The organism is Paenibacillus sp. NPDC057886, assembly GCF_042796655.1.
Lineage (GTDB): Bacteria > Bacillota > Bacilli > Paenibacillales > Paenibacillaceae > Paenibacillus.
The window spans coordinates 78,552-91,769 of sequence record NZ_JBHVMZ010000011.1 but is presented as its reverse complement, the minus strand read 5'-3'; the positions used below and the strand labels follow the sequence as shown (position 1 = coordinate 91,769).

Sequence of the window (13,218 nt, the reverse complement as noted above, 5' to 3'; positions counted from 1 at the left end):
GAGGAACGGAAAGATGAAAGGGAACGGAGCACTTCAAGCCGTTATTTTTGATTTGGATGGTGTCATTACTGACACGGCGGAGTACCATTATGTAGCGTGGAAAAGGCTGGGGGAATCGCTGGATATTCCGTTTGATCGGGAGTTCAACGAGCAGTTAAAGGGCATTAGCCGCGGGGAGTCGCTGGCTCGCATTTTACGTCTGGGTGGCAAGGAAGATGTATTTTCGGTTGAGGAAAAGGAAGAATTCGCACAGCGTAAAAACGAACATTATGTCTCGTTGCTGGACTCGCTGACACCGGAGCACACATACCCTGGAATTCGGGAATTGCTGCTTGAGCTGCAAGCTTCCGGCATTCCTGCGGTGATCGCCTCGGCCAGCAAAAATGCCCCTCAAATTCTGAAGGCGCTGGAGTTGGACTCGCTGTTCCGCTATGTGGTACATCCAGATTCCGTACCGCACGGCAAACCTGCACCAGATCTGTTCCTGCGAGGAGCGGAAGAAGTGGGTGCTGACGTTGAGGCCTGCATCGGCATCGAGGATGCGCAGGCGGGTATTGAGGCCATCAAATCCGCAGGCATGATCGCCGTTGGTATTGGTGAAGAAGCTGTACTTAAAGGTTCCGGTGCGGACGTGGTGCTGAAGGATACGAAACAGCTCACGCTGTCATTCCTGGAGCGTACGTTGCAGGAGCATAGCCATTAAGCGGAAAAGGGGAGATGCAGCATGAACCGGGCATGGTGGAAAGAAGCCGTGGTATATCAGGTCTACTGGCGGAGCTTCCTGGATGCGAATGGGGACGGCATCGGGGATTTGGAGGGCTTGATGCTCAAGCTCGACTATATCAAAAGTCTGGGGATAGATGTCATCTGGCTTAATCCCATTTATGAATCGCCGGATAAAGATAACGGATATGACATAGCGGATTATTACCGCATCATGGCGAAAGCCGGAACGATGGAGCAGTTCAGGCAATTGCTGGACAAGGTCCATGCACTGGGCATGAAGCTCATTATGGATCTGGTGGTCAATCATACATCAGAGCAGCATGTATGGTTTGAAGAATCTCGTTCATCTGTCGATAATCCGAAACGCGACTGGTATATATGGAAGCCGGGGAAACAGGATGGCCTGCCGAACAACTGGCGCTCCTATTTTGAACCGTCGACGTGGACCTACGACGAGCGGACGGGAGAGTATTATTTCCATTCCTTTGCCAAGGAGCAGCCTGATCTGAATTGGGAAAATGCTGAACTGCGTCAGGAGATTTATCGGATGATGCGTTTCTGGCTGGATCAGGGCATTGACGGCTTCCGCATGGATGTTATTAATCTGCTCGCCAAGCTGGAAGGTTTCCCGGATGCGGATCACCCGGAGCATATTGATTATCTGGGTAATAATCCGGGCATTCATGAATATTTGCAGGAAATGAATCGGGAGGTTCTCCAGCATTATGACATCATGACTGTAGGAGAAATTCCGTTTGTCACACCAGAGGATGGCCTTCTGTATGTGGGGGATAACCGGAAAGAGCTGCATACGTTATTCCATTTCCAGGTGGCGGATGACATGCCTACTTGGGATTTGGCACGGTACAAGGAAATTCAGGAGAGCTGGTATGAAGCATTCCGCCATGAAGGTTGGAACTCCCAGTTCCTGAACAATCACGATCACACCCGACAGGTTTCGAGGTACGGCAATGATGGTCAATACCGTGTGGAATCGGCCAAACAACTGGCGACCATGATTCATACCCTTCCGGGAACACCGTATGTATTCCAGGGAGAGGAGATTGGCATGACGGGTGTCCGGTTCTCTTCCATTGATGAATATCACGATATTGCAATGAAGAATAAATATAAGGAAGAAATCAGTAAAGGCCGTGCGCCAGATGAAGTCCTCCACAGTCTTCAGCCGCTGAGCCGGGATAATTCCCGCACACCAATGCAGTGGGACAGCCGCAAATACGCCGGGTTTACCGAAGGGCAGCCGTGGATGCAGGTGAATCCCAACTATGAAGAGATTAATGTGGAGCGGGATTTGGCCGCGCAGGACTCCGTATTTGCATATTATCAGCAGTTGATTGCCCTGCGTAAAACGCACGCGGTTATGGTCTATGGAGATTATCGTGACCAATCGGCAGGGGATGAGCATGTATATGCATATAGCCGCAGTCTGGATGGAGAGACATGGCTTGTCATTCTCAATCATTCGGACCGGGAGCAGTCCTATCGTCTGCCTGCTTCATTTGCTGATCGAGCCTCGAATGCCCGCTTGGTCATTGGCAATCTGGATCGGTCAACCTCGGATGAGGTTAGAGAAGGCACCCTTCGTTTGCGTCCTTATGAGGCGCTCATTTACTCCTTATAATACATCGCAAGTTCACCAGAACCTGGCGGGGATTTTCCCGTCAGGTTCTTTGATTTATCCCAACACTGGGGACACTAGTGTTATATTTTTATAAAGTAACCAATTGTGTTTACACTAAATTGGTAAATGGGATAATCTTTTCTTTAGAGATCTCCTTTTGAATTGTGTTAGGGTAGTTTTTACTAAAAGGGAATTCTCTTTCAAATCAAACCCTGTTTTTGGATAAACAACGTTGCTTATTATCTATTTTATTACATACTATATTTATATTTTCATCTAAGAAAAATGATTTTAGGAGATGCAATATGAAGACCAAGGTTATACGTTATTATCGTTTCGGCGAGCCGAACGAAGTGCTGTGCATAGAGGAGAAGGAGTTAGTGCCCCCTGGCCCCGGTGAATTAGCGGTGAGGATGTGCGCTCGGCCTATTAATCCCTCAGATGTCATTCCTGTCCGAGGCGCATATCCGCATCGGACGGCATTGCCAGCCGTACCTGGGTTCGAGGGAGTGGGGGTAGTGGAGGCAGTAGGACCGGGAGTATCCAATCAAATGTTGGGTCGGCGCGTCCTGCCTCTGAAAGGAGAAAACACGTGGCAAGAGATGGTGAGAACTTTGGATCGACACGCGATCGTTGTGCCTGATGATATTAATGATCAATCGGCAAGTCAGATTTACATTAACCCGATAACAGCTTGGCTGATTTGTACGGATATACTTCATCTTACGTACGGCGATACCTTGATTGTCAATGCCGGTGGTTCCGCGATTGGGCGAATCTTTGCACAATTATCGAAGATTCTGGGATTTCGTATGATTGCGCTCACAAGAAATGATCGCCATACTGCTGAGTTATATCGCCTTGGGGCAGTTTCTGTCGTGAATACGATGGAAGAGTTGCTACAGGAGAGAATTGCAGAATTAACGGAGGGGCGTGGCGCTAATGCGGCCGTCGACTGCATCGGAGGGGCAGATGGAGAGCAACTCGTGAGTTGTATAAGGCCGCATGGCACGGTAATAAGCGTCGGACTGCTCTCAGGTATCTCACCGTTATGGCATGAGATGACTCGTGGAACACAAGTTAACGTTAAACTCTTTTGGCTGAAGCATTGGGTAGAACGATGTTCGCAAGAACGATGGGAACAGGTATTCAATGAAGTGATTGAGCTAGTTCGGAAAGGACAGCTATTGATGGCCAACATTGGGGCGACGTATGAGCTTACAAATGTGAAACAGGCCATTGCAACCGCTGAATCGAGCATCGAGGGAAAGGTTCTTCTATTAAGTTAATACGTAATCAATTGTAAAAATATTAAATATATTATTAAGTATAGGATGCTGTTCGTATTATGAGGTTAGCCAATAAATACTGGTTAGCCTTTTTTTTATAAAAAAAGGTACACAAAAGATACATAATGAACTAAAATGAACTTATATGAACATTATCTGACTAACGAAAGGAATGGATTAATAATGCAAAACCGTTATGCTGCACACCCAAATGAAGTGAAAAACTATGATACATCCCGTCTGCGTGAGGAATTCCTGATGGAGCAGCTGTTTGCGACAGATGAATTGGTGACGGTATATTCCCATGTGGATCGTTATATTGTAGGAACGGCTATACCTCAGAGCAAGGATATCGCACTTGAAGTGAATCTGAAGGATATCGGAACGAACTTTTTCCTGGAGCGTCGTGAAATCGGTATCATTAATGTTGGAGGCCATGGAACCGTGACAGCTGACGGTCAGGGATACGAGATTGGTGCGAAAGAGTGCCTGTATATCGGCAGAGGTGTAAAAGAAGTTGTATTCAAGAACAGCGGCAACGACCAGCCGGCTCAGTTTTATTTTGTATCCACACCAGCGCACCATACTTATCCTACGCAAAAGGCAACCCAGGAGCAGGCTCAGCCGAACCATCTCGGCAGCATCGAAAGCTCCAATGAACGTACGATATATCGTTATATCCACCAGGGAGAAGGAGGAATTCAGAGCTGTCAGCTGGTGATGGGCATTACGGAACTCGACAAGGGCAACATGTGGAATACCATGCCTGCACATACCCACAATCGCCGTTCCGAAGTATACTTGTATTTCAACCTGCCGGAAGATGGCGTCGTATTTCATATGATGGGCGAGCCAAACGAAACACGGCATCTGGTTGTACGTGACCGTCAGGCCATCATCTCTCCAAGCTGGTCCATCCACAGTGGTGTTGGTACGAGCAGCTATACCTTCTGCTGGGCAATGGCTGGTGAAAACCAGACGTTCGAGGATATGGACGGCGTGGCGATGAAGGACCTGAAATAGGCGCGTAAATTCCAAAGAAACAGGAAGTTGATCTGTGATGAATCCATTGAAAAGACATGAAAAAATTATGGAGGCTCTGCTGGAACGGCAGGAAGTCACCGTCAGTGATCTGAGTGAACTGCTGCAGGTGACGGGCAAGACCGTACGGGAGGATCTCGATAAGCTGGAAGGCATGGGATTACTCGTACGTGTCCATGGGGGTGCGATGCTGGCTCAGAACGACCAGTACGGCATCCTCACAAGTCGCGGGGCTACGGAAAAGCATCATTCGGAAAAAACGGAGATTGCCGAGCGAGCCCTTGCGTATATCCGACCAGGAGATATTGTTGCGCTGGACGGCGGAAGCACCACGTTGGAGATGGCGAAGCGCATGGACAATCAGCCCATTACCGTGGTTACCAATGATTTGTTCATCATTGCTGAGTTGACCAAAAAGGAGCAGGTGCGACTGGTTGTGCCAGGCGGAGCAAGAGTCCGTAATATGCTGGTGGGAGACGATACGGCGGCCTTCATTTCGGGTCTCAACATTCACAAAGCATTTATCTCAACGACGGCACTTCATCCGGAATTTGGACTTTCCATATATACAGGAGATCTGGTACCACTGAAAAAAGCAATGATCTCTGCCTCTCAGCAGGTCTATGGCGTCGTGGATCATTATAAATTCGGGCAATTTGCCCTTCGGACCTTTGCACACTGTTCGGAGCTGGACTGCATCATCAGCGACAGTCGCCTGGATGAGGAGACAGCAGCCCTGTACAGGCAAAATGGCATCGAAGTGGATTATCAGAGCTGACCTTCAGTTCTACAGTGGTTACGTGACTGCCGAGGCTGAAGAACAAGGTTTGCAACCCAATAACCATGCGGAGGAATCATTCATGAACCCATTTGATTTAAGCGGACAAGTTGCACTTGTCACTGGTACATCAGGAGGACTGGGGCAAGGAATGGCGATTGGCCTTGCTGAAGCCGGGGCGGATGTTGTGCTGGTGTCTTACTCCAATCCATCGGAAACAGCGCGTGCCATTGAGGCTCTCGGACGCAAAGCGTATGTGATTGAAGCTGATTTGAGCCGTGAGGACGAATTGACCGGGGTGTTTGAAAAGGCATTAGCCTTTCAAGGGAGAATTGATATTCTGGTCAACAATGCGGGAATTATTCGTCGTACACCTGCAGCTGATCACGGTCAACAGGACTGGCATGATGTCATAGGTCTTAACCTGAATACGGTATTTTTCCTGAGCCAGTTGGCTGGCAGACATATGATTGAACGAGGAAGTGGCAAGATCATTAACATTGCCTCCATGTTGTCCTATCAGGGTGGAATTAACGTACCGGGATATACGGCCAGTAAACATGGGGTAGCCGGTTTAACGAAAGCACTTGCGAATGAATGGGCAGGTAAAGGTGTTCAGATCAACGGGATTGCACCAGGCTATATGGAAACAGACAATACGACTCAGATTCGCGCCGATGAAAATCGGTACCGTGACATCACGGCACGGATTCCGGCTGGACGCTGGGGAACACCTGAGGATCTAAAAGGCCCGGTGGTATTCCTTGCATCGGCGGCTTCGGATTATTTGAATGGTCACGTACTGAATGTGGATGGGGGCTGGATGGCTCGTTAACCCTGTCAGCGATCCGATTGCAAAGGAGGCAGTGACATGAAACTTGGTATTCTTGCGCATACATTTGGCAAACAGCCTACAGCACAGCTTGCACAGACCATCGCGGATAACGGATTCAATTCGGTACAGCTGGCATTAGCCAAAGCTTTGTCGGATGTGGACTCAGCCAATGGCAAGCTGAGCCCTGGACTGGCGAACGAGATCGGAGATCAATTTGCACAGCGCGGAGTCAAGATTGCGGTACTGGGCTGCTACATCAACCCGATTGATCCTGATCCTGTGGCCCGTCGTGCAGACATTGATCGGTTCAAGGAACATCTGCGTTATGCCCGGGATTTCGGTTGCAGCATGGTGGCAACGGAGACCGGGGGCTTGGATACGTATCGCGGCTCTCATCCGGACGGATATGAAGAAAAGGCTTGGACGGTGCTGCGGGAAACGTTAGAGGAACTGGCGGAAGAGGCGGAAAAGTGGGGCGTTCATGCGGCGATTGAGCCTGTGTCTACCCATACACTTCATACGCGTGAGCATATGATCCGCCTGTTTGAAGAAATTCCTTCATCCAATCTGGGCATGCTGTTCGATCCTTGTAATCTGATCAAACAACCGCATGTGGCTGACCAGTCTGCATTTCTGCGTGAAGTGATGGAAACGCTGTATCAGCGCATCATCGTCATTCATGCCAAAGATGTGGCTTTCAATGCGCAGGGTGAGAAGTTCAATCCGGTGCCGGGTGAGGGCATCCTGGATTATCCGTTATTTTTTGAACTATTGAAGACCTATAAACCACACATCGATATTTCACTAGAAGGGGTAACGGCGGAAGAAGCTGTCCCGGCGGCCAAGCATTTACGTGAGATATGGAGTGGAGTTCGGGTATAGACGGTATAAAAGTCGCGCAGAAGTTCAGCAGGTGATAGTTGAAAGAATCCGGAAAACCTTTGCGAGAGCAAAGGTTTTTTTGTTGTATCAGTCGAACTAATACATAATTAACATTTCTCATCGGAAAAATCGGAAATATTTCTTTTCAAAAGCGACATCTTGTGAGAGAATATGGAAAACATACGCCACCATGTCATGACATCTGGGAAAGAAGCCAACGTATAAGTTAAGGGAGGAAACCGATTTATGTCAAACGAACGTGAGCTTTCATTTGAAACATTGGCAATCCATGCAGGCCAGGAGATTGATCCGACCACCCATGCACGTGCAGTACCGTTGTACCAAACAACATCCTACGGATTCCGTGATACGGAGCATGCAGCCAATCTGTTTGGATTGAAAGAGTTTGGCAATATCTATACGCGTCTGATGAATCCGACCACGGATGTGTTCGAACAACGTATTGCTGCACTTGAGGGAGGCGCGGGTGCACTGGCTACCGCTTCCGGTCAGGCAGCGATTACGTTCTCCCTCTTAAACATTGCAGGTGCGGGAGATGAGATTGTTTCCGCAGCGAGTCTGTATGGGGGAACGTACAATCTGTTCTCAACCACACTACCGAAACTTGGCCTGGATGTAAAGTTTGTAGATTCCAGCGATCCTGAGAATTTCCGGGCGGCGATTACAGATAAGACAAAAGCATTGTACGCTGAAACGATCGGTAATCCGCAAGGCAACGTACTGGACATTGAAGCAGTAGCAGCCATCGCCCATGAACATGGCATTCCTTTGATTGTGGACAATACATTCCCGAGTCCTTATCTGCTTCGTCCGATCGAGCATGGAGCTGATATTGTCGTTCATTCGGCTACCAAATTTATTGGCGGTCACGGTACATCCATTGGTGGTGTTATTGTGGACAGCGGCAAATTCGACTGGAAAGCGAGCGGCAAGTTCCCGGGACTGACAGAACCGGATTCCAGCTATCATGGCGTCGTATATACGGAAGCGGTTGGACCAATTGCTTATATTATCAAAGCCCGTGTGCAATTGCTGCGCGACTTGGGTGCAACGATCTCACCTTTCAATTCATGGTTGCTCATTCAAGGACTGGAGACACTGCATCTGCGTGTTGAACGTCATAGCAGCAACGCACTGGCTGTGGCGCAATATCTGGAGAAACATGCGGATGTGGAATGGGTCAGCTACGCAGGTTTGCCGAGTCACCCTTCCTATGAGCTGGCACAGAAGTATTTGCCGAAAGGCCAAGGAGCCATTCTGACCTTTGGTATCAAAGGCGGCGTGGATGCAGGACGCAAACTGATTGAAAATGTGAAGCTGTTCTCTCACCTTGCCAACGTAGGTGACTCCAAGTCACTGATCATTCATCCGGCAAGTACGACGCACCAACAGCTGACAGAAGATGAGCAGACCGCAGCAGGCGTTAATCCTGAGCTGATTCGTCTATCTGTGGGTACAGAGAATATTCAGGATATTATCTATGACCTGGAGCAAGCTATCAAGGCTAGTCAGCAATCAAGCGTTAGTGTTTAATTCAAAACGTAAATAAATTAAATTTACACGAGCCGCTTGTCCTTATGGACGAGTGGCTTTTTTGACTTGAGACCGACTACGGTGAAAAACCCATTTACAAATGCAAAGCACAGGCATATAATAAAGCAAAAGTTGTATTGGGTAAAAATAATTGCATAAGTACAAAAATGATTATCATTCTCATTTGATTGCCATGCTGCTGCGGGATTCCCGCAGCAGCATGTGTCATTTTAAGGGCATTAACAATGGCTCTCATTCTCAATACGACTTCAATACAGGGGACATGGATGCAGCAAAATGCAGTCTACAACCCGACAATCAGAAAGGATTGTGATTCATATGCAAGCGATACACCAACCTATTAAAACCAAAGCGAAAGCTGAACAGCGCTCTGCCAACACACCTGGTCCGGGCCGGGGGCGCAAACCGGACTTTCGGGCCATGCTGCGTAACAAGGAAATGCAAGCTGCACTGGGCAGTGGACTTTTGATGCTTATCGCCTGGGCAACGGCATCCTGGTCCAACCCGTTATCCGTACTGCTATATATTGTTGCTTATGCCATAGGTGGATGGACCAAGGCCAAAGAAGGCATAGAGACATTGGTCAAGGATCGTGATCTCGATGTGAATCTGCTCATGATTGCAGCATCGCTCGGAGCGGCAGCCATTGGCTACTGGAATGAAGGTGCTATGCTGATCTTTATTTTCGCGTTAAGTGGTGCGCTGGAAAGTTACGCGACGGAGCGCAGTCACAAAGATATTTCATCACTGCTCGCGCTCAAACCGGAAACGGCGCTGCGTATTGAGGACGGTAAAATGAATCGTGTATCCATCGATGATTTGCAGCCGGGGAATCTGTTGCTGGTCAAACCAGGCGAACTGGTCCCGGCGGATGGTGTCGTGTACAGGGGTAGCTCTTTTATCAATCAGGCCTCGATTACAGGCGAATCTTTACCTGTAGACAAAGTCGCTGGTGACGAAGTATATGCAGGTACCGTCAATGGCGAAGGGGCTCTATACGTGGAGGTGACCAAATCCGCTGAAGGATCGTTGTTTGGCAAAATCATTAAACTGGTGGAAGAGGCGCAGACGGAAATGCCGGATTCCCAACGCTTTATTGAACGATTCGAGGGGATATACGCGCGTATTGTTGTCGCCGTAACGGTGCTGGTTATTGTGGCAACACCGCTATTGTTTGGTTGGACATGGAACGAGGCGTTTTACAAAGCAATGGTCTTTCTGGTTGTAGCTTCACCTTGTGCCCTGGTTTCTTCCATTATGCCGGTCATGTTATCAGCGATGTCCAGCAGTGCGCGTCGCGGTATTCTCTTCAAGGGTGGCGCTCATGTGGAGAACATGGCCCAGACCCGGGTGGTTGCTTTTGATAAAACAGGGACATTGACGATGGGTACACCACAGGTGACCGATATTATAACGGCAGACGGATATGACCGGACACAATTGTTGGGTACGGTAGCCGCCATCGAGAACCTTTCGATGCATCCACTGGCTCGGGCCATTGTGGAGCAGGCAAGCAAGGAGGACATCATACTCCCTGTTGCCGAACAGGTCCAGGCTCTGACGGGCTGGGGGATTGAGGGAAAAGTAAACGGTGTTCTCTGGAAAATTGGCAAAACGGATGAGTTGGATACGCATCATATCAGTGAGGTAAATAACGCAAATGATATAGAGAAGCGATTGGGTGCTTCAGCTATGAATGATCTTACTATGTGGCATGGCATACGTGCCCAACTTGAGGGAGAAGGCAAAACTGTATCTGCCATAACAGCGAACGGGGAGATGGCCGGACTGATCGCGATGAGGGACACTGTGCGCCCACAAGCGGCCGCAGCGGTGAAAATGCTGGAAGCGATGGGTGTTAAAGTGGCTATGCTGACAGGTGATCGTCCCGAATCGGCAGCAGTGATCGCGCGTGAGACAGGTGTGAGTCTGGTATACGCAGGTTTGCTACCCGAAGATAAAGTGAAGCAGGTGCATCTGCTTCGTGAACAGTACGGGCAAGTGTTGATGGTTGGGGATGGTGTGAATGATGCGCCTGCACTTGCAGCGGCAACGGTTGGCATGGGTATGGGGGTATCGGGCAGCGGCACTGCACTGGAAGTAGCAGACGTTGTACTGATGAATGACAATATTGAAGAGATTGCCTGGGTGATCAGGCAGGCTCGCCGGGCGCAGCGGACGGTGAAGCAGAATATGTTTTTTGCCATCACGGTAATTCTGGCTCTAATCGCGGGCAACTTCTTACAAGATGTTGCATTGCCATTGGGTGTAGTAGGCCATGAGGGCAGCACGATTCTGGTTATTCTGAATGGACTAAGACTGCTGCGATAACAAGTCAGACAGTGGTATCGATTGGATAGCGGTTCTGTATCCTTTTAAAAAGGATGGCGTTTGAACCTTGGGTCAGAGGGTAATGATTCGAAGAGACGATTCCAGAGGGAACGTTCCAAACGGAATTTTCACTTATAGAACGTTGTTATTGAAAGTTAGCGAAACATAACCATGCAGTTCGGCATATGCCGTTGCAACGACATGACAATAAAGGGAGCAGTGAAATATGGGACGTTACGTACAAGTGGAACCAAATGTGAATGTATTTGTTGAAGATATTGGTCAAGGAACACCGGTTGTCTTTTTGCACGGCTGGCCTGTCAATTATAAAATGTTCGAATATCAATTAAATGTACTGCCGAATCATGGCATTCGTACCATTGCAATAGATTTCAGAGGTTATGGCAAGTCGGACGCACCGTCCACAGGCTATGACTATGACCGGATGGCGGACGATGTTCGTGCCGTGATTGATGATCTGGAGTTGACAGACGTTGTACTTGCAGGCTTCTCCATGGGTGGAGCGATTGCCGTGCATTATATGGCCCGCCATGCGGGACATGGTGTATCCAAGCTGGCGCTATTGTCTGCGGCGGCACCGGTCTTCACGCAGCGTGATGGTTATCCGTATGGACTGACTCCAGCGCAGCTCACCGAGCAGATTATTGAGCCGATCTTCGCAGATCGTCCGAAGCTGCTGGAGACGTTTGGCGGCATGTTTTTCGCGAAGCAGCATAGCCAGCCGTTTATGGATTGGTTCCATGCACTCGGCATGGAGGCTTCGTCTTACAGTACGATTAACAGTGCGATTGCCTTGCGGGATGAGGATTTGCGAGGTGACCTGAGTTCGATTCAGGTACCTACAGCCATTTTGCATGGGAAGAAGGATGAGATTTGCCCATTTGAGTTTGCCGAAGAGATGCACAAAGGCATTGCCGGTTCTCAATTGATTGCTTTTGAGGAGAGCGGTCACGGGGTGTTCTATGATGAATTGGAAAAATTCAATGCCGAATTGATTCGGTTTATCAAATCCGGATTGTGATCGTCAAACGACCTTTACAGATCGTTCCAACTATTTCATTGAATCTTCATTTGTGAACAAAAAAAGAACCTGGAAGTTAGCGTGCTGCTGTCCTTTCAGGTTTTTTTGCCGTCCATCGTTGTGTTCATGTGAGGGATGTTCTTTGTTCTTTCTATTAAAAGAGTTCAGTCAGGCCAATCATCGTGATCAGTCCAAGCAAAAAGGAAACCGTTGCCGCCCGTGCATTGCCGTCGCCGTGGCTTTCAGGAATCAATTCCTTGTACACGATGAACATCATGGCACCCGCTGCAAAGGCAAGACCATAAGGGACCAGACCGGAGACCAGACTACTGAGTGTGTAACCAATCATGGCTGTAACAATCTCAACTGCACCCGTCAGCGTGGCGATGCCGAGCGCCTTGAAGCGACCGATGTTCTGATTGACAAGGAAGAGGGCGACCAGAAATCCTTCCGGCGCATTTTGCAATCCAATGGAAAAGGCAATCAGATTGCCAAGTCCTGCGTCACTGCTTGCGTAGCTGACACCTACCGATAGCCCTTCGGGCAGGTTATGCATAGTGATGGCTGCAATAATCATGAAGGCTTTGGCTTCAATTTTGAAAGGCATCTTCTCAGGATTTTCCAGATCCACATGGGGAATCTTCATCTCCAGCACAAGTAGAACCATGCTGCCCAGCATAATACCAAGGGCAAGTACAAACAAATTGGATTGCCCGAGTGCTTCCGGAATGAGATTGTACACCGAGGCAGAGGTCATGATGCCTGCTGCGTAGGCAAGCAAAATATCACGCAGACGGTGGGTTACTTTGCGCATAAATAGAATAGGTATGGCCCCAAGGCCGGTAGACATGGCTGAGATAAAGCTGCCAATGAGTGCATCGTTCATGCTTCCATTTTCCCTCCTGATGAAGACTTCTTCATAATCGCTGCCGAGCATTGACACCGTACATAAAAGAGATCATAATGAACAACAGATTAGAATTATTATAAATTAGAATTCCGTTTCTGCATAGGTTAATTGTCATAACGGGCAGTTCATGTGGACATGATGTAGGCTTTCGTTCTAGTGTATGCAAA

At 48.7% G+C, this 13,218-nt stretch carries 11 protein-coding genes; 10 read left to right on the top strand and 1 reads right to left on the bottom strand.

Features of this window, described 5'->3' with window-relative positions; all coding sequences use genetic code 11:
• Window positions 1-13: 13 nt before the first annotated feature.
• From pgmB to ACFVQB_RS29465, 10 genes are all read left to right on the top strand, one after another.
• Complete coding sequence (gene pgmB, locus ACFVQB_RS29510; protein WP_379447842.1) at window positions 14-703, top strand: beta-phosphoglucomutase; 690 nt, start codon at window positions 14-16, stop codon at window positions 701-703.
• 21 nt (window positions 704-724) lie between these two features.
• Entirely contained in the window at window positions 725-2,368 is a 1,644-nt protein-coding gene (locus ACFVQB_RS29505) for a glycoside hydrolase family 13 protein (protein WP_379447840.1), read from the top strand.
• 305 nt (window positions 2,369-2,673) lie between these two features.
• Complete coding sequence (locus ACFVQB_RS29500) at window positions 2,674-3,657, top strand: zinc-dependent alcohol dehydrogenase family protein (RefSeq protein ID WP_379447837.1); 984 nt, start codon at window positions 2,674-2,676, stop codon at window positions 3,655-3,657.
• 183 nt (window positions 3,658-3,840) lie between these two features.
• On the top strand, window positions 3,841-4,680 hold the full coding sequence (gene kduI / locus ACFVQB_RS29495; RefSeq protein WP_379447834.1) for a 5-dehydro-4-deoxy-D-glucuronate isomerase: 840 nt from the start codon (window positions 3,841-3,843) through the stop codon (window positions 4,678-4,680).
• A 37-nt stretch (window positions 4,681-4,717) separates the two neighbouring features.
• Window positions 4,718-5,476, top strand: a complete 759-nt coding sequence (locus ACFVQB_RS29490) for a DeoR/GlpR family DNA-binding transcription regulator (RefSeq protein ID WP_167434846.1) — start codon at window positions 4,718-4,720, stop codon at window positions 5,474-5,476.
• 82 nt (window positions 5,477-5,558) lie between these two features.
• A complete protein-coding gene (gene kduD / locus ACFVQB_RS29485) occupies window positions 5,559-6,311 on the top strand; it encodes a 2-dehydro-3-deoxy-D-gluconate 5-dehydrogenase KduD (protein ID WP_053779016.1) in 753 nt (250 codons plus the stop codon).
• A 36-nt stretch (window positions 6,312-6,347) separates the two neighbouring features.
• Window positions 6,348-7,193, top strand: a complete 846-nt coding sequence (locus ACFVQB_RS29480) for a sugar phosphate isomerase/epimerase family protein (protein ID WP_379447828.1) — start codon at window positions 6,348-6,350, stop codon at window positions 7,191-7,193.
• Between the two features lie 246 nt (window positions 7,194-7,439).
• Window positions 7,440-8,747: a homocysteine synthase gene (locus ACFVQB_RS29475; RefSeq protein WP_379447825.1), complete on the top strand. Its 1,308-nt coding sequence runs from the start codon at window positions 7,440-7,442 to the stop codon at window positions 8,745-8,747.
• A 339-nt stretch (window positions 8,748-9,086) separates the two neighbouring features.
• Complete coding sequence (locus ACFVQB_RS29470) at window positions 9,087-11,099, top strand: heavy metal translocating P-type ATPase (protein ID WP_379447823.1); 2,013 nt, start codon at window positions 9,087-9,089, stop codon at window positions 11,097-11,099.
• Window positions 11,100-11,325: 226 nt separating this feature from the next.
• The gene (locus tag ACFVQB_RS29465; RefSeq protein WP_379447820.1) at window positions 11,326-12,141 is read left to right on the top strand and encodes an alpha/beta fold hydrolase; all 816 of its coding nucleotides are present in this window, start codon (window positions 11,326-11,328) and stop codon (window positions 12,139-12,141) included.
• A 154-nt stretch (window positions 12,142-12,295) separates the two neighbouring features.
• Here the strand turns inward: ACFVQB_RS29465 and ACFVQB_RS29460 are convergent, their stop codons facing one another.
• Window positions 12,296-13,027: a ZIP family metal transporter gene (locus ACFVQB_RS29460; protein WP_053779008.1), complete on the bottom strand. Its 732-nt coding sequence runs from the start codon at window positions 13,025-13,027 to the stop codon at window positions 12,296-12,298.
• Window positions 13,028-13,218: the final 191 nt, after the last annotated feature.

Bases quoted from the DNA above. Each gene is read 5' to 3' on its own strand.
- pgmB (WP_379447842.1), top strand. From the start codon at position 14: ATGAAAGGGAACGGAGCACTTCAAGCCGTTATTTTTGATTTGGATGGT.
- ACFVQB_RS29505 (WP_379447840.1), top strand. From the start codon at position 725: ATGAACCGGGCATGGTGGAAAGAAGCCGTGGTATATCAGGTCTACTGG.
- ACFVQB_RS29500 (WP_379447837.1), top strand. From the start codon at position 2,674: ATGAAGACCAAGGTTATACGTTATTATCGTTTCGGCGAGCCGAACGAA.
- kduI (WP_379447834.1), top strand. From the start codon at position 3,841: ATGCAAAACCGTTATGCTGCACACCCAAATGAAGTGAAAAACTATGAT.
- ACFVQB_RS29490 (WP_167434846.1), top strand. From the start codon at position 4,718: ATGAATCCATTGAAAAGACATGAAAAAATTATGGAGGCTCTGCTGGAA.
- kduD (WP_053779016.1), top strand. From the start codon at position 5,559: ATGAACCCATTTGATTTAAGCGGACAAGTTGCACTTGTCACTGGTACA.
- ACFVQB_RS29480 (WP_379447828.1), top strand. From the start codon at position 6,348: ATGAAACTTGGTATTCTTGCGCATACATTTGGCAAACAGCCTACAGCA.
- ACFVQB_RS29475 (WP_379447825.1), top strand. From the start codon at position 7,440: ATGTCAAACGAACGTGAGCTTTCATTTGAAACATTGGCAATCCATGCA.
- ACFVQB_RS29470 (WP_379447823.1), top strand. From the start codon at position 9,087: ATGCAAGCGATACACCAACCTATTAAAACCAAAGCGAAAGCTGAACAG.
- ACFVQB_RS29465 (WP_379447820.1), top strand. From the start codon at position 11,326: ATGGGACGTTACGTACAAGTGGAACCAAATGTGAATGTATTTGTTGAA.
- ACFVQB_RS29460 (WP_053779008.1), bottom strand. From the start codon at position 13,027: ATGAACGATGCACTCATTGGCAGCTTTATCTCAGCCATGTCTACCGGC.